The sequence below is a fragment of the Oleiphilus sp. HI0043 genome (assembly GCF_001634935.1).
The window spans coordinates 41,016-57,824 of the sequence record NZ_LWEY01001422.1 but is presented as its reverse complement, the minus strand read 5'-3'; the positions used below and the strand labels follow the sequence as shown (position 1 = coordinate 57,824).

General features: G+C 43.6%; 11 protein-coding genes and 1 pseudogene. 5 read left to right on the top strand and 7 right to left on the bottom strand.

What is annotated here, in order from left to right:
* Positions 1 to 263, bottom strand: a pseudogene (locus A3729_RS19970) (glycerol acyltransferase); the annotation flags it as partial.
* A 257-nt stretch (positions 264 to 520) separates the two neighbouring features.
* Here A3729_RS19970 and A3729_RS19965 point away from each other — a divergent pair.
* On the top strand, positions 521 to 1,108 hold the full coding sequence (locus A3729_RS19965; protein WP_068507525.1) for a MarC family protein: 588 nt from the start codon (positions 521 to 523) through the stop codon (positions 1,106 to 1,108).
* Between the two features lie 33 nt (positions 1,109 to 1,141).
* Here the strand turns inward: A3729_RS19965 and ald are convergent, their stop codons facing one another.
* The 4 genes from ald to metH all read right to left on the bottom strand — a co-directional run bounded on the left by ald (position 1,142) and on the right by metH (position 8,413).
* On the bottom strand, positions 1,142 to 2,263 hold the full coding sequence (ald, locus tag A3729_RS19960; protein WP_068507523.1) for an alanine dehydrogenase: 1,122 nt from the start codon (positions 2,261 to 2,263) through the stop codon (positions 1,142 to 1,144).
* 157 nt (positions 2,264 to 2,420) lie between these two features.
* The gene (locus A3729_RS19955; RefSeq protein ID WP_068507521.1) at positions 2,421 to 2,906 is read right to left on the bottom strand and encodes a DUF934 domain-containing protein; all 486 of its coding nucleotides are present in this window, start codon (positions 2,904 to 2,906) and stop codon (positions 2,421 to 2,423) included.
* Positions 2,890 to 4,551 carry a nitrite/sulfite reductase gene (locus A3729_RS19950; RefSeq protein ID WP_068507518.1) on the bottom strand — a complete coding sequence of 554 codons (1,662 nt, stop codon included), beginning with the start codon at positions 4,549 to 4,551 and terminating at the stop codon, positions 2,890 to 2,892. Before A3729_RS19950 ends, A3729_RS19955 begins: the two co-directional genes overlap by 17 nt.
* Positions 4,552 to 4,720: 169 nt before the next feature.
* Positions 4,721 to 8,413 carry a methionine synthase gene (metH, locus tag A3729_RS19945; protein ID WP_068507516.1) on the bottom strand — a complete coding sequence of 1,231 codons (3,693 nt, stop codon included), beginning with the start codon at positions 8,411 to 8,413 and terminating at the stop codon, positions 4,721 to 4,723.
* A gap of 249 nt (positions 8,414 to 8,662) precedes the next feature.
* Between metH and nfuA the strand changes: the two genes are divergently transcribed.
* The 3 genes from nfuA to A3729_RS19930 all read left to right on the top strand — a co-directional run bounded on the left by nfuA (position 8,663) and on the right by A3729_RS19930 (position 12,135).
* Complete coding sequence (gene nfuA, locus A3729_RS19940; protein ID WP_197469755.1) at positions 8,663 to 9,247, top strand: Fe-S biogenesis protein NfuA; 585 nt, start codon at positions 8,663 to 8,665, stop codon at positions 9,245 to 9,247.
* A gap of 352 nt (positions 9,248 to 9,599) precedes the next feature.
* On the top strand, positions 9,600 to 11,549 hold the full coding sequence (locus A3729_RS19935; protein WP_197475941.1) for a TRAP transporter large permease subunit: 1,950 nt from the start codon (positions 9,600 to 9,602) through the stop codon (positions 11,547 to 11,549).
* 10 nt (positions 11,550 to 11,559) lie between these two features.
* Positions 11,560 to 12,135 carry a magnesium transporter MgtE N-terminal domain-containing protein gene (locus tag A3729_RS19930; RefSeq protein WP_068507510.1) on the top strand — a complete coding sequence of 192 codons (576 nt, stop codon included), beginning with the start codon at positions 11,560 to 11,562 and terminating at the stop codon, positions 12,133 to 12,135.
* An 18-nt stretch (positions 12,136 to 12,153) separates the two neighbouring features.
* On the opposite strand, the gene miaA is transcribed toward A3729_RS19930, so the two are convergent.
* The gene (gene miaA / locus A3729_RS19925) at positions 12,154 to 13,065 is read right to left on the bottom strand and encodes a tRNA (adenosine(37)-N6)-dimethylallyltransferase MiaA (RefSeq protein WP_068507507.1); all 912 of its coding nucleotides are present in this window, start codon (positions 13,063 to 13,065) and stop codon (positions 12,154 to 12,156) included.
* Between the two features lie 227 nt (positions 13,066 to 13,292).
* Here miaA and A3729_RS19920 point away from each other — a divergent pair, with 227 nt between their 5' ends.
* Positions 13,293 to 14,339 carry a putative solute-binding protein gene (locus A3729_RS19920; protein ID WP_068553859.1) on the top strand — a complete coding sequence of 349 codons (1,047 nt, stop codon included), beginning with the start codon at positions 13,293 to 13,295 and terminating at the stop codon, positions 14,337 to 14,339.
* Positions 14,340 to 14,400: 61 nt separating this feature from the next.
* On the opposite strand, the gene A3729_RS19915 is transcribed toward A3729_RS19920, so the two are convergent.
* Positions 14,401 to 16,716, bottom strand: coding sequence for an RND family transporter (locus A3729_RS19915; RefSeq protein WP_068507504.1), 2,316 nt, complete (start codon positions 16,714 to 16,716; stop codon positions 14,401 to 14,403).
* Positions 16,717 to 16,809 lie beyond the last annotated feature (93 nt).

Genomic DNA, 16,809 nt, shown 5'->3' with positions numbered 1-16,809 from the left:
GTTCCATCAATAGGAAGCTGTCCACTATGGTTTGCGATAATTAGTACGGGCCCTGAATCGGGAGTATGCTCAATCCCGCTAGTCTCTACGCGAAAGTATTTGTTGTAAATGCCAGAGAATAAAGAAAAAACAATCTTATTGGTATCAGAGTTAAAACCCCATGGGTCATAGCCAAGGGTTCCAACTGGTTTTTCTATCTTATCGAGTTGGACGTTTAGTTCTTTTGATACTAGTTTATCTTTTAGAAAAGATTTTAAGCCCATTTCAAATCCTTTGACATATTATTGTGTTGCTGTTCTATCTTGACTCGACTTAGTTTTGTGACTGTGAGTCGACATGAACATTATGTCATATTATTACGCTGCGGGTCTTTTTAAATCAGGATTAAAGGGCAATAAAATATATAGGGATTGATTTATCACATACAAAAAAATTAAGCCTTTTCGCTTTAGAGAAAGTATCTTTCGCGCTTGGCACGATTCAATACTATAGTGATAGTAAGTCCTTTTATGAGATTCTTATGGATATAAGTGTATATGTTGGAGCGTTGGTTGCTCTATTTGTGATCATCGATCCGATTGGAATGGCTTTAATTTTCCATTCTTTGCTTGAAAGTGGTTCAGGTCGAAAGTTGATCGCTTTCAAGGCCTGTCTTATTTCCACGATGCTACTAGTATTGTTTGGCAATTTTGGTGAACTCCTTTTAAGTAAGCTTGCGATTAGTATTCATGCATTCAAGATATCCGGTGGCGTGCTTTTGTTTTATACGGCGTTTCGTATGGTTACCAGTAGTTTGTCTTTCGCTGGCAGCGGGAATGGCAGAGATATATCGGTTTTCCCATTGTCCATACCGCTACTTGCGGGGCCTGGCTCTTTAACAGTAAGTATTTTGTTGTTTTCTTCGACTAGTTCGGCTTTGGGCCAGCTTTCTGTGATGTTTGCCATTGTATCTATCAGCACGCTAACCTGTATTCTGATGATTTTTTCGGGCAATGTTAAACGCCTGGTTGGTGCGATAGGTGATGAAGTATTAAAACGTTTTTTAGGAATGATCTTAGCTGCACTGGCAATCCAGTTTATTCTGGATGGCTTGCGAGTATTTACTTAATGTCGGCGAATCAGCTTATGCTGCTATAAGGAATCAAAGCTTATTAAGCGCATTTTCAAGAGAAATGCTTTTTAGGTTTTGTGCCTCGGCAACGTTCTTGTTACAGAGCTCCCCATTAACAATATTCAGACCTTTCATAAAGCCCGGGTTCGTTTCCAGTGCTTTACGACAACCTCTATTAGCAAGCTCGATTACGTAAGGCGCTGTAGCGTTCGTTAAAGCTAGAGTTGAACTTCGTGCAACGGCTCCGGGCATATTGGCGACGCAATAATGTACGACATTATTTATTGTGAATACTGGCTTTTCATGAGTTGTAGGTTTTGAGGTTTCAATACATCCACCTTGGTCTATCGCCACATCTACGATCACGCTGCCGCTTTTCATCTGGCTTAGGTCAGTTTTAGTAATTAGCTTTGGGGCGGTAGCGCCGGGAATTAGCACAGCCCCAATAACAAGGTCGCAGTGAGGTAGGAGTTTGAGTAGGGCTGCGCGACTTGCGTATAGAGTTTTGATGCTGTTGCCAAACTCGCTTTCTAGTGTTCTTAGTGTTTCAATCGATTTATCGAATACGGTTACGTCGCTCCCCATGCCAACAGCGATTTTAGCAGCATTGCGGCCGACAACTCCGCCACCAAGTATCAGAACGCGTGCCGGTTCGACACCGGGGGCACCACTTAAGAGTACGCCGCGACCTCCCTGCGATTTCTCAAGGCAGTGAGCGCCTGCCTGAATTGACATTCGGCCAGCAATCTCTGACATTGGTGTAAGAAGAGGAAGGTGTCCCGCAGCATCGGAAACCGTCTCATAGGCGATGCACGTTGCTTTACTATCTAGCAAGTCGCTTGTTTGCTGAAGATCTGGTGCAAGGTGTAAATATGTAAACAGTATATGACCTGCGGTGAGCTGGCTGCGCTCCCAGGCTTGCGGCTCCTTTACCTTAAGAATCAGGTTTGCTTGGTGAAAAATATCAACAGCAGATTCGAGCACAGTCGACCCTGCGTCAAGGTATTCTTGGTTTGAAAAACCGGATCCTAATCCTGCATCTTTCTCTATAAAAACCTTATGTCCATGAGAATAGAGCTCGTGAGCAATGTTAGGCGTCATGGCGACGCGGAATTCGTTATTTTTGACTTCTTTTGGTACACCAATACGCATTGCTGACTCCTTTAAAAAACGCCAGATATGTTATTAGTATAGCTGTATTTTTAGCGGATGAAGAACGACGTAAGGGGAAGAGGAGGGGGAGTTTGTTTGAAAAGCTCCACCTCTAAGATCCTGGTTTGGGGGCTTAGAGGTGGGTACTAAGCACTCGTTAGCCGCGACGGCGAAATAGTGGTTGATTCATAAAGCTTGCTGCTTGATAAGATTCAGTAAAGTCGGACAAGCCTTCTTGTGCGACCTCAATATCTTTGTCTTCTCGAACTGCATATGCGTCAAAACCGCAGCGTTTCAGATAGAAAAGCTGGTCGTGAAGAATGTCGCCAATTGCACGAATTTCACCCTCAAAGTTCAAACGGTCGCGAAGTATACGAGCATAGGAGTAGCCGCGCCCGTCAACAAACTTAGGGAAGTTTATTGCAATAGCAGGAAGCTTATCCAGGTAGGGTGCAAGCGCTTCCGGTTCTTCGTCGCTGTCGAGCCAAACGCCAACTTCAGAAGCATCAATGCATCCAGGGTTTTCAAGCAAATAGTTTAAGGGAACAAATACCTGGCTCTGCTCAAGCTTGCCTGAAAAACCTTTATCTAGAATTTGCCACGCATCATCGACAATCTTATCTACTTTAATCAGCCTTGGCATATACGCGCTCCTTAAAAGGTAGCATTCCAATTCTACGGAATGTATCAATAAACAGTTCTTCTTCAGTTCGGTTTTCAATATAAACGTTGATAATCTTTTCAACGACTTCAGGCATCTGAGCTCTAGCGAAGGACGGGCCTAATATTTTGCCAATGGCGGCATCTTTACCCGAGTTTCCACCTAGAGATACCTGATAGAATTCTTCGCCGCGCTTATCAACACCGAGAATTCCAATGTTACCCACATGGTGATGACCGCAAGCGTTCATACAGCCTGATATATTTAAATCGATCTCGCCGATGTCATAGACATAATCTAGATCATCAAACTTGATTTGAATCTGCTCAGCTACTGGTATTGATTTGGCGTTTGCAAGGCCACAAAAGTCGCCGCCTGGGCAGCAAATAATGTCTGTAATCATGCCAAGGTTAGGCGTTGCAAAACCAGCTGCTTTAGCCTCACTCCATAATTCAAACAACATATTCTGAGGAACGTCTGCAAGAACAATGTTCTGGTCGTGTGTTACACGGACTTCACCAAAACTATACTTATCAGCCATGTCTGCAATTGTATCAACCTGCTTGTCAGATGCATCGCCTGGTGGTGTGCCCGTTTTCTTAAGTGTTAGCGTAACGATCGAGTAGCCAGGCTTTTTATGGTCATTGACATTACGCTTGATCCAATTGGCAAAGCCTTTGTGCTCGTCTTGTTGCTTAACAAAGCTTTCACTATTATCAGCAAGCGATTGGTATGCTGGTTCTGTAAAGAAGTTTTTTACACGGTCAATTTCTTCATTGGTCAGTGTTGTCGCTCCATCCTTGATATGCTCCCATTCAGCTTCAACGCGTTCTGCGAACTTGGCGGGTGTAAGGGCTTTTACAAGGATTTTAATACGAGCTTTGTATTTGTTGTCGCGGCGACCGTGAATATTGTAGACACGCAAGATCGCATCGAGATAACTAAGCAGGTGCTTCTCGGGTAAAAACTCACGAATTACCGAGGCAATGATTGGCGTACGGCCTAGCCCACCACCGGCCAAAACTTTAAAGCCAATTTCACCTGCATCGTTCTTAACAAGCTCCAGAGCAATATCATTCACTAGAGACTCAGTACGATCTGTATCACCACAAGCGTTTACCGAGATTTTGAATTTACGTGGCAAGAATGCAAACTCAGGATGGAAAGTCGACCACTGACGTATGATCTCGCAGTAAGGGCGCGGGTCTAACAATTCATTCGCTGCCACACCGGCAAACTGGTCAGTCGTGGTGTTACGAATACAATTGCCACTCGTTTGAATGGAATGCATTTCAACACTACGAAGCTCGTCAAGAATGTCTGGGACATCTTTTAGCTCGGGCCAGTTGAATTGGACGTTTTGGCGAGTAGTAAAGTGCAGGTAGCCTTTGTCGTAGTCACGACTGATTGAAGCGAGCTTCCTAAGCTGTGTGGAAGACAGCATGCCGTAAGGTACGGCGACCCGAAGCATAGGTGCTAATCGCTGGACGTATAGACCGTTTTGCAGACGTAAAGGCAAAAAGTCGTCACCTGCCAAAGTCCCTTCAAGAAAGCGTTGGGTTTGACCGCGGAACTGCTGAACCCGTTCCTGGACGATCTGTTTGTCGTAACCATCGTATTTGTACATTTAGTGCGTCTCAATCGTACTTGCTTAATATAATTTAGCCCAAAGCAGCCTGGGGCCATTTTTGCGGGCGCTAAGGGTATCAGTTTTTAATAAGCGGTTAAATAACCAGCTTATATAAGTTTGTTTAGCTATTACGGGTTTTGGTTATATAAAAGCCGTTTTTTAGCGATTAATCATAGTTTAGTACCGGACTCAACCATTTTTCTGCTTCAGTGATAGACATTGATTTACGCTTAGCGTAATCCTCGACCTGGTCTTTGGTAATTTTTCCAACAGAAAAATATTTTGAATCAGGGTGGGAATAATAAAACCCACTAACTGAAGCTGCAGGTGTCATTGCAAAGTGTTCGGTTAATGAAATTCCGGCACTGTTTTCGGGTTCCAGTAGCTTGAACAGCTCGGTCTTTTCAGTATGATCAGGGCAAGCAGGGTAGCCCGGAGCAGGGCGGATACCGCGGTATTTTTCTTTAATCAAGGCGTCGTTATCAAAGCTTTCATCTCCAGCGTAAGCCCAGAACTCTTTACGAACTCTTTCGTGCATACGCTCAGCGAAAGCTTCGGCTAGGCGGTCAGCTAGCGCTTTGACCATAATCGCGTTGTAGTCGTCATGTTTTGCTTCGAACTCGGTGGCAAGTTCTTCAGCACCGATTCCAGCGGTGACTGCAAAGCCACCGATATAGTCATTGAGACCCGTTTCTTTAGGTGCAATAAAGTCAGCTAGTGATAAGCTAAATTGATTGCCCGCTTTGTCAGATTGCTGGCGTAGGTGATTCAGGCTTAGATTTACCTTAGATCGACTTTCGTCTGCAAATACAGTAATTTCATCATCGCCTTGAGCGTTTGCTGGCCAAAATCCGATAACAGCCTTGGCTTTTAGTTTTTTATTGCTTATCAGATCCTTGAGCATTTTTTGTGCATCATTGAAAAGACTCTGAGCAGCTTCACCGATATGCTCATCTTTTAATATTTTCGGGTATTTTCCAACCAGGTCCCACGTGATAAAAAACGGAGTCCAATCGATATAGTCAACTAATTCTTCAAGTGGGTAGTCTTCAAAGATTTTGGTGCCGGTAAATTTCGGCTTAGGTGGTTCGTAGCCGCTCCAATCAAGTGACAGCTTGTTTGCTACTGCTTTTTCATAGCTTAGGAAGCTGGACTTGGCGCTGCGGTTTTTACGACGTTCGCGTACCGTCTCATATTCCACCTTCACGTTCTCGACAAAGGTGTCACGCTGTGTATCACTTAACAAAGAGGTAGCAACACTGACACTACGTGAGGCATCTGTGACATAGACTGAAATATTATTTTGATACTGAGGTTCTATCTTCACAGCGGTGTGAGCCTTAGAGGTCGTTGCACCACCGATCATTAGTGGTATATCCAAGCCTTCTCGCTGCAGCTCTTTTGCGATATGGACCATTTCGTCAAGCGACGGTGTGATTAGGCCACTAACTCCAATAATGTCTACATTATGTTCTTTGGCGGCAGCAAGTATTTTATCGGCAGGAACCATTACACCAAGATCTATTACTTCATAGTTGTTGCACTGTAAAACGACACCAACGATATTCTTGCCGATATCATGTACATCGCCTTTAGCGGTGGCCATTAGGATTTTACCCTTGGTCGTTTGTTTATCACTTTTTTCTGCTTCAATGAAGGGGACGAGATGTGCGACTGACTGTTTCATTACCCGGGCGCTTTTAACGACTTGTGGTAAGAACATTTTACCTTCGCCAAATAGGTCGCCTACGACATTCATTCCATCCATTAAAGGGCCTTCGATGACCTCAATTGGTCTCGCTGCTTTGACGCGAGCTTCTTCGGTATCTTCTGTAATAAAGGTGGTAATACCTTTAACAAGCGCGTGTTCGAGTCGCTTTTCGACAGGCAGCTTACGCCACTCTAGATCCTCTTTCTTCTTCTCACCGGCTTCACCGCGGAAATTATCAGCTATTTCAAGAAGTCGATCAGTTGAGTCGTCCCGTCTATTTAGGACAACATCTTCGACGCGCTCTTTTAGCTCTGGATCAATATCGTCATAGATAACTAGTTGTCCGGGATTGACGATACCCATGTTCATACCGGCTTTTATGGCGTGATAAAGAAAGACGGAATGAATAGCCTCGCGTACTGGGTTGTTGCCGCGGAAGGAAAACGAGACGTTACTAACGCCACCAGAGACACTTGCATAGGGTAGGTTTTGACGAATCCAGCGAGTAGCTTCGATAAAGTCAACGGCGTAGTTGTTATGTTCTTCGATACCTGTTGCGACCGCAAAAATATTCGGGTCAAAAATAATATCTTCAGGAGGCATGCCTAAGCCAACCAATACGTCGTATGAGCGCTTACAAATCTCTATCTTACGATCTAAGGAGTCGGCCTGACCCTTCTCATCGAAAGCCATCACTACCGCGGCCGCACCGTAACGAATACAGGCTTTCGCATGATCGATAAATTGCTCTTCGCCTTCCTTCAAGCTAATTGAGTTAACGACAGCCTTCCCTTGTACGCAACGCAGTCCGGCCTCAATTACTTCCCACTTAGAGGAGTCAATCATAATTGGTGCTTTGGAGATATCTGGTTCTGAAGCGACGAGGTTGAGAAAGTGGACCATCGCTTCTTTGGATTCCAGCATGCCTTCATCCATATTGATATCGATGATTTGTGCGCCGTTTTCAACTTGCTGTCTTGCAACGTCGAGTGCTTCTTCAAACTCTTCGTCTTTAATAAGCCTCAAAAACTTCTTTGAACCAGTAACGTTAGTGCGCTCACCGACATTAATGAATAGTGAGTCTTCATCTGTAACAAAAGCTTCTAAGCCGGAAAGGCGAAGTTTGGGTTTGATCTGTGGAATAGCCCTTGTACTGTGTTTCTCCATACGTCGTGCGATTTCAGCAATGTGCTCTGGTGTTGAACCGCAGCAGCCACCGATAATGTTGATTAAATTATCTTTTGCGAAGGTCTCAACGATATCGGCCATTTCTTCAGGTGTTTGATCGTATTCACCAAACTCATTCGGCAGGCCTGCGTTAGGGTGGGCGCTAACATAGCATTCGCCCTTGGTAGATAACTCTTCAATGTAGGGCCGAAGTGCATCGGCACCCAGAGCGCAGTTAAAACCGATGCTCAGAGGCTTGCAGTGCTTAACAGATATTAGGAAGGCCTCAGCTGTCTGCCCGGACAGAGTACGGCCCGAGGCGTCAGTGATGGTGCCTGAAATCATGATTGGCAGTTTCAGTTTGGAATCCTGAAAGTATTGTTCAACTGCATAAATAGCTGCTTCAGCATTAAGCGTATCGAATATGGTCTCGATCATGATTATGTCGGCACCGCCTTTTACCAAGGCATCGGTGGCTTCATAATAATTGTCGTAAAGCTCTTCGAAAGTGACGTTTCTAAAACCCGGGTCGTTAACGTCGGGGCTAATGGATGCCGTACGTGATGTTGGGCCAACGACACCTGCAACAAATCTTGGCTTGTCGGGCGTTTCAGCGGTCTTCTTCTCCGCTTCTTCACGTGCAATACGTGCAGCTTCGAAATTTAACTCGTATACAAGCTCTTCCATGCCATAGTCAGCTTGGGAAACTTTGGTCGAGTTGAAAGTGTTTGTTTCAATTATATCTGCGCCTGCATCTAGATATTGTTTATGGATGCTAGCAATGGCGTCTACTTGAGTCAGGCATAATAGGTCATTATTGCCTTTAACTTCCGAAGGGTGGTCTTTGAACCTTTCACCGCGATAGTCTTCCTCTTCAAACTTAAAGCGCTGGATCATTGTTCCGGTAGCGCCATCCAGTATTAGGATGCGCTTGCTTAGCGCGTCGTTCAAAAGCTGAGTTCTATTTTGTATGTTGGACATTAAATGTGTATTCCCAAAATAAGGTGAAATAGCACGCAATTCTATGCGATGTTGTAGAAAGCGCTATCTTAGCGGAAATAAAAGTATATTGAAATATTTTGATATAGAAAATAATATCTAAAAACCTGACAATTTCTGCTCTCACACAAGCGTGAGTATAAAACGATTACCTGAGTATTTTACTAAGTCTTTATCCCAGAGTCCAAAACCCGTATTATATGCGCAAATAATTTCATCGAGGCTTACTTCATTATGGTCACTGTTTCCGAATCAGCTCAACATTATCTCGCTCAACTTGTCTCTAATCAGGAGTCAAATGGTATGGGCGTTAGAATGTTTGTTACTCAGCCAGGCACTAAATTTGCCGAGACCTGTTTGGCCTATTGTCAGCCTGAAGATATCGTTGAAGACGATGAAGTGATGGAGCTAGAAGGCTTTAAACTTTACCTCGAGAAGAAAAGCGTTCCATTTCTAGATGAAGCATTTGTAGATTACGCAGAAGAAAAAATGGGTGGCCAGCTGACAATTAAAGCGCCAAATGCCAAGATGCCAAAGATAGATGAAAATTCCAGCTTGTCAGAGCGTATCACCTATATTCTTGTTACGGATATTAACCCTGGTTTGGCATCGCATGGTGGTGATGTATCACTTGTTGAAATAACTGAAGATCAAATTGCGGTACTTCGCTTCGGTGGCGGTTGTCAGGGGTGTAGTGCAGTTTCAATTACCTTGAAGGACGGTGTCGAAAAGCGTTTGTTGGAGGTTGTTCCTGAGCTAAGTGGCGTGCGTGATGTAACAGATCACTCCGTTACGGATAATGCTTATTATAAATAAGCGAACTCTGGTATCAGAATAGCGCTCTTAGAGCTTAGGTTCTAGGTACAACTAGTTAGTCGTTCTAAAAAAGGAAGGTCAATGATCTTCCTTTTTTTATGCTTGATTGTGGCTCAGGTTAGGATCATTTCGCTGTATTCACATGCTATTTCGTATACTATGGCCCGACTTACATCTTAATTTTTAATATTATCTTCATAATAATTTTAATAACACTATGCAGCCTGATTACGATACTCAACTAACCAACAAGAAATCCGAATTTAGCATCAAAGTCCTGATGCAAAAAATCCTTTCCTACTCAATTCTATGTCTTTTGTTCGTAACGATTATTTCGGGCACTAGTGAGAATATGCATGCACAGATGCTTAAGCTTGGCAGCTATTTTTGGGAGGACTACTTTATTCTTCGGGGTGATGAGCCCACTGCAGACTGTGAATATCAGTTTGATATCGAAGCCAGGTTGGATGAATTAGAACAAGAGCACCTTGCAGAAAATGAAGACTTCGATTTATTTGCGACTGAGTTTGATCGTGATTCAGCTCGTAATTCCTTAGCTAGCCAAATCAGGCTATGCCAGAAGCAGCATGCTGATGCCCAGACCTATCGAGCTCAAATGAATGTTTGGGTTCGTACTTTTAAAGATCTTGAGCACACCTTTGCTCAAGTTAGTTTGCTTGCTATTGAGAATCAAAAACTTACTTTGATATTGCTGCTGGCACTGTCTGCGTTTATCACAACATGGAAGCGTAATCATATTGCGTTTAGGTCGATTCATAGTCGAATGGATCACTACGTTTCGAATGTAGGGCAGTTGTTTGCCAATGCCTGTCTTGGGTTGTCTACCGTCGCGTTTTACCAAGGCTCTTACGCATCGGGGACTGAGGTTACCAACCCTGAGTTAATGATTATCCTTATGCTCGGGTGTTTTAGCTTATGCGGTCTGAATCTATATCAGTTACTCAATCCATCGCCAGATCTTGAGCCTGGAGGTAAACCCTGGCTTGCCTTTATAGCGATACCTATTCATAGTATTATGCTGTTAGCAGCGATCTTTCAGTTTTTTATTGTTGAGTCGCACTATCCAGGTATTGCTATCTATTTTACTCAAATCTTTCAGCTAACTAATCTTCATTTAGCAATTGGTCTTTATATTCTGGTTGGTATGCTGCTTAAAGAAACGCTTCTTGGTGCAAAATTGTTTGAGGTGTTTAAACCTTGGCACCTGCCGCCTGAATTGCTTGCATTTGTTGCTATCGCATTGATGGCATTCCCGACTGCTTATACCGGTGCTTCGGGCATTATCATTATTGCGATGGGCGCGGTTGTTTATCAAGAGATGAGGCGAGTAGGGACTCGTCGTCAGTTGTCGCTTGCCGTGACAGCAATGACGGGTTCAGGTGTTGTGCTAAGGCCTTGTTTGCTTGTAGTTGGTATTGCAATACTTAATAAAGAAGTTGTGACAGACGAGCTGTTTCATTGGGGCTTCAGGGTTTTTCTTCTGAGTATGCTCGTGTTTGCGGTATTTGCAATGATTACACGAAAGGACCCTATGAAAATTGTACCGGCAAGTGAAGCATTGTTACCTTCTCTTAGAAATTTGATGCCACTTCTTCCTTATGTTGGGATTCTGGTCGCTGCGCTCTTTCTTTACGACATATTGCTAGATGCTCAACTTGACGAATTTACGGCACCTGTCATGCTGCCAATTATCGTTATGGCAGTTTTAGTGTTTGAACGTAAATTTAGTAGGGATTTCCATCAGCGAAATGAAAGTGCTAAGGCGAGTCCGACGATATCTTCAGCCTTTTCCAGTTCTGTAGATAACTCATCCATACAAATTGGCGCCTTACTGATGTTAATGGCTTGCTCGTTTACAGTTGGCGGCATTATAGAACGGGGCGGCGGCGTACTAGAGATACCCGAATTCTTCGGCTCTACCTACGGCACGATGGCGTTTCTCGTTCTGTTTTTGGTGATGATCGGCATGGTAATGGACCCCTTTGGTGCGCTTATCCTGGTTACAGGTACGATTGCTCCGGTTGCTTATGCTGCCGGAATCAATCCGATTCACTTCTGGATGACCTGCTTGATGGCTTTCGAACTTGGTTATTTGAGTCCGCCGGTTTCGTTAAATCACCTACTTACCCGTCAGGTTGTGGGTGATGAGGAAGTCAGTCTCGCTTTAAAAGAGGGCGATTCCTTTTATTATCGCCACGAGCGTTTACTTCTTCCGCTTATGGTTATGGGTACAACACTCATTCTTGTTGCTTTCGTTCCATTAGCATTCATCGATCAATAAGGTTGCTAGAATGGAACGCGTAGCAAAACGTGAGGAGCAATTAGAGCAACTTGAACGGCAGAGTGAAAGTGACTTGCCAGAAATAATTTCTGGCATGAGTGATGAACAATTTGAAGCTGTGTTTGATTTGGTTGAGTCGGTGCTCGAACGTGAAAGAAAAGGATTTGATCGTTTTTTCGAGTCTATCTCTCAAACGCTTAGATATATCCCCAACTTTCTCGTGCTTGCGATTACAAACAAATATATCGACCCACCCATTGCGGCAAGAATTACATCTAAGCTCCCCATTAAGAGTGCTGTTCAAATAGCAAAAGGTTTGTCTGTTGAGTATGTCTGTGAAACAGCGGTCTTTATGAATGAGCGCTATGCAGCCGAATTGCTAGCTCGGCTGCCGAAAAAACAGGCGCAAGATGTAATTGCCTGCTTGGCTGAGCAACACCCCTTGCGTGTATTGGATATACTGGAATATGCAGACAAAAGCTTGTTAAAAAGCATGGTTAAGCACGGTTTGACGCTGGCAGTACTTGAAAAAGACTTAAACGAGTTGAGGCTAGTGACCTTTAAGAAGCTGCACGCATTAGCGTAGTTCGCCAAGCAAAGCTCGCTAAAGATGCTTCGCGAGGTGCTCTGCGGCTTTGTCGAAAAGATCCTCTCCTTTATCGATCCAATGAATTTCCTGCCCCTTCTTTTCTATATTCCTAAACCACTTACTTTGTTGTTTTGCAAAAGCGTGAATGGCTGAATTGAGTTTTTGGTACATATCGTTGTAACTCAGCTCACCTTGCAAGTATTGTGCGACAAAGCGATATTCAAGGCCGAAGAAGTGTAACTTTTCCCAGGGAAGGCCTTGTTGTCTGAGTGTTTCTACTTCCTCTATCATGCCTTCTTCAAGCCGTGCCTTAAGCCTCGCTGTGATTCTAGCCTTTATTTCTTCGCGCTCTAAGCGAATGCCTATCGTAAGGGGTGTAAAAGTGGGAAGCTCCAGTGGCTTTAGATCTTTGCTGTCGGCTACTGCTATTTCGATTGCTTTAATGATGCGGTCTCGGCTTAACAAGTCGGTTGTGTTGTGTAAATTTTTGTCAAAACTTAGCAATAGCTCGATTAATTCGCGTTCTGATTTATTTTCCATTTCCTGACGTGCTTTTTCGTCAGACTTCGCTATCGTTAATTCATAACGGTTTAATATGGCATCTAGATACATCCCTGTTCCGCCCACTAAAAACGGCAGTTGTTCGCGTTTGACGATATTGGTGAAAGCTGTGGAGAAATGTTGGGCGTAGGCGAAAAGGTTGAATTCCTCTTGCGGCTCCACAATGTCGATTAGGTGATGGGGGACTTCTTCGTATTCATCGAGATCTTTGCCTGTACCAATGTCCATGCCCCGGTATACCTGGCGAGAGTCGGCAGAGATTATCTCACCTGAAAACTGACGGCAAAGCTCTACAGCTAATGAGGTTTTACCACTTGCCGTAGGGCCTAGAATGGTAACTAGTTTGGCTTGATGAGAATCTGTCATATTAATCTGTAATAAGTATTGAACTAACAAACACTTCGTTATAGTGTGGGAAATAAGTAGATATAAAACTGCCAGCTATTATAACTGGCCAGTTACCGTGAATCGCTATCTTATAACAATTACATGATAAATACGGCTACTTTGCTGGACACTTGTACCATAAAAACGAAGATATAATCTTGCAAACCTTGAGTTAACAAGAACCTAAACAAGGAATTCTTTTCGGAATGAAGGTCTACAACGTCTTAATAGCGCTGGTATTAATATTAGCAAGCACGTCTGCATACTCTCTAGAGAAAAAAACATTTTGTATTTGGGATCCGGTTGGGCGTAATGGCCCGGTTATGTCTTTTTATTCTGACTTAATACCAAAAGCTCAATCATGGGGCTTGAGTATCAGGTTTGTTGCATATACTGACGAAAAGGTCGCCGCAAGTGAGTTTAAAGCAGGGCGCTGTGAAGCCGTACTTTTGAGCGCAATACTTTCACGCCAATTCGTTAAATTTGGCGGCACAATGGATGCTATTGGCGCGATTACCTCCCAGAAAGGCCTTGAACTCGCCTTGGGTACGTTGGCTCGTCCTCGTGCCGGTAAGTTGATGACCCAGGGTAATTACGAAGTGGTTGCAACTTTTCCGGTAGGGTCAATGTTTGCCTTTGTAAATGACCGATCGATAGAAAGTATCGATGACTTTGCTGGTAAAAAACTGGCAATTCTTAATGGAGACCCCCAGGCTAAAAAGTTTGCCGACTTGGCGGGTGCTTCTCCCTTCAATGTTTCTCTGACCACTTTTGCAGGGCAATTCAATAATGGTAATGTCGATATTTTGTTGATGCCAGCTTTGGCCTATAACACATTTGAGCTATACAACGGATTAGGTGACAAGGGCGGGATAATTGATTACCGACTTTATTATGGCATGCTGCAAACAATCGCTAAGCGTGATCAATTCCCTGAGGTATGTTCCAGGAACCGAAAAGCCAGAAAGCGTGAGTGCGTTAGCTTTGGCCACAAAATGCGTAATTATATCCTGACACGAATGGATGATATGGAACGAATGGTTAAGGATGCTGAGAATGAAATACCTCAAAACTACTGGATCGAGATTAGTCAGTTTACTAAGGATGATATTGATCATTTCAGTAAACGTGTACGCATGGCACTAAAGGCAGACAAGGTCAATCATCCTACGGCACTTAAGTTACTCTGGAAAATTCGTTGCCGTCTGGATCGTTCTCGTGGCGAGTGTGCTGCAAACGCTAAACCAGAATAGCTACTTGATGAATAAGAAAGCCCCTACAAATTATCCTTTGTAGGGGCTTTTTTGTTGGGTTTTAGTTTGGAGTAGAAGTAAGGATGTTTTCTGTGCCTTGCTTACCCGCAGTCTTCTCTTCCAGCTTGAGTAGAATTGCGGGTAGCGCTATAAAGTCGAATATCAGTGCTAGCGTAATCGTTGTTGCAGTGAAGATACCCATGTGGGCGTTCATGTTGAAGTTGGACAATGCAAGCACCATAAACCCTGCGACTAAAACGAAGGTTGTCACCCAAAGTGCAGTACCAACGGTTGCGAAAGCATATTGCACCGCTTGCTCGCTAGTATAGCCTTTCTCACGCCTAGCCCTTCGATACTTGCTTAAAAAGTGGACGGTATCATCAACGACGATACCCAGGACCATACCTGTTGCGGTACCTACGGATATGCCAACATTACCGTTGAAGATACCCCACAAACCAAATGCAGCACCAATAGGTATAAGGTTAGGGATTAGGCTAACCAAGCCCAGTTTGACTGACCTGAGTACGATCACCATGATGATACAAATTAGTATCAATGCATAACTTACCCCCGAAACCATACTCATAACGTTTCGCTCACCGATATGAGAGAACATGATATTCGGGCTCGCAGCATAGAACTCAGTAATATCGGTATTTGTCTCAAGCCATTCAGCAATATCCTTTTCAAGCGCTAAGGTTTTGTAGCTTGGTATATTGTTTAGTACAACAGTTAGTTTGATAGATGATTTATCTACGTTTAACTGGTTGTTGAGATCCAGCCCATAGGGGAGCGACATTTCATATAACAGTAAATATTGTGCCGCTAAATCTTGTGACTCCGGTAGCCGGAAGTATGACTCATCATCGGCATGCATATTTTTATTCAGGCGCTTGAATATCTCGGTAATCGTATCGACATGAACAACTTCTTCTCGAGCTTCAAGCCATTGGCTGAATGCCTCGACCTGTTGTAAGAATTTCGGGTTGCTTATCTCACCGGATTCTCCGGCAACTAGTGAGTATTCAATTGTATAAATGCCAGAAAGGTTTTCAGCGGTAAAGTCGGTGTCTTTTCTAAATTCTACACTTTGCTTGAAGTAACCGACAAAGTCGTCATTTATCATATTTAATGGTATAGCAGAGAAAATGGCGATTGTTACCAAGCCGGTACCGATCAAAATTTGTCTGCGTTTGTTAATGACGAAATTAGCGATTGCATCAAGGCCTTTGTGTGCTTTATCTGCTTGCTTCTTCTCTTTTACCGGTAGCACCATAACCAGTGCTGGAAGTAAAAATACTGATAGAAAGAATGCTGCAACGACGCCCATAGCTACAGTATTACCTAAATCTCTGAAGGGTGGAACTTCACTAAAGTTAAGTGTCATAAAGCCAACAACTGTTGTGATGCTGGTGATGAAAACCGGCTGGAAATTGATACGTATGGCTTCTTGCATTGCTTCGGCTTTAAGCATTCCGTGCCGCATGTTAAATAGAAAGGTCACTAGAATATGAACGCAATCGGCAACGGCCATTGTCATGATTACCGTGGGCGCTGAGGTGCTTGGACCGGTAAGCGTCCATCCTAGCCAACCGAACATTCCCATTGCGCTGACGATAGACATTATTATGACAACCAAGGTTACGGCGGTACCGGTGAACGAACGTAAAAGCAATAATAAGGTGAAGATTATTATCACAAACATGACCGGAAACAGGTTTGCAAGGTCGTCCTGGGCTGATTCAGAAAAGGCATTGCCTAGCATCACGCTACCTGTGATATAAACATCCAGGTGGGGGTAGTCTTCTTCAAACTGGGCAATCATCACACGTGCTTGCGCTACTAGTTCGGGAATCTCCTGTTCGGTCAATTGAGGAAGTTGAACTGTGGTATTGACCGCAGTAACATGCGCTTGCTTGGAAATAAGGCGACTTTCTAGCAGCGGCTCGCTAAGCGCAATCCGTTTAATCTCGTCCAAATCGGCTTCATCTGGAAATTCAACCAGGTCGTTAACGAGCAAGTCATCTTCTTCGGCTTTTGTATATTGGAAGTTTGTGATTGAATCGACGCGTGTTGAATAAGGCAATTGCCAAGCTCTATCAGTTAGATCTTTAACTGCATTCAAGGTTGGAACGGTAAATACCTCGCCATCTTTCGGCGCTAGAACAACAAATATATTGTCTGATTTTGAATAGGTGTTTTGGAGTGTTTCAAATGCTACCAATTGTTCATTATCTTCTGAAAAGAATACTCGATAGTTTGAGCTGAACCCAATATTGCTAGCTCCGCTTGCTATAAAAAATACAATAGCTAAGGAGGCAATGATGATTAACCATCTGAACTTAATAATCTGCGCGGCAAGTCTATCGACCATAACAATGAACCTTGTAGTAAAAAGTCTTATTTTTGTGGCTGCTAACAATAGTATGTTATTGCCCCGTTGTTCTAATTTAATGCAATCAAACGC

Excerpts from the sequence above, each read along its gene's own strand:
- A3729_RS19920 (WP_068553859.1), top strand. The coding sequence starts at position 13,293 with ATGAAGGTCTACAACGTCTTAATAGCGCTGGTATTAATATTAGCAAGC.
- miaA (WP_068507507.1), bottom strand. The coding sequence starts at position 13,065 with ATGACAGATTCTCATCAAGCCAAACTAGTTACCATTCTAGGCCCTACG.
- A3729_RS19930 (WP_068507510.1), top strand. The coding sequence starts at position 11,560 with ATGGAACGCGTAGCAAAACGTGAGGAGCAATTAGAGCAACTTGAACGG.
- metH (WP_068507516.1), bottom strand. The coding sequence starts at position 8,413 with ATGTCCAACATACAAAATAGAACTCAGCTTTTGAACGACGCGCTAAGC.
- A3729_RS19965 (WP_068507525.1), top strand. The coding sequence starts at position 521 with ATGGATATAAGTGTATATGTTGGAGCGTTGGTTGCTCTATTTGTGATC.
- A3729_RS19950 (WP_068507518.1), bottom strand. The coding sequence starts at position 4,551 with ATGTACAAATACGATGGTTACGACAAACAGATCGTCCAGGAACGGGTT.
- A3729_RS19915 (WP_068507504.1), bottom strand. The coding sequence starts at position 16,716 with ATGGTCGATAGACTTGCCGCGCAGATTATTAAGTTCAGATGGTTAATC.
- A3729_RS19935 (WP_197475941.1), top strand. The coding sequence starts at position 9,600 with ATGCATGCACAGATGCTTAAGCTTGGCAGCTATTTTTGGGAGGACTAC.
- A3729_RS19955 (WP_068507521.1), bottom strand. The coding sequence starts at position 2,906 with ATGCCAAGGCTGATTAAAGTAGATAAGATTGTCGATGATGCGTGGCAA.
- ald (WP_068507523.1), bottom strand. The coding sequence starts at position 2,263 with ATGCGTATTGGTGTACCAAAAGAAGTCAAAAATAACGAATTCCGCGTC.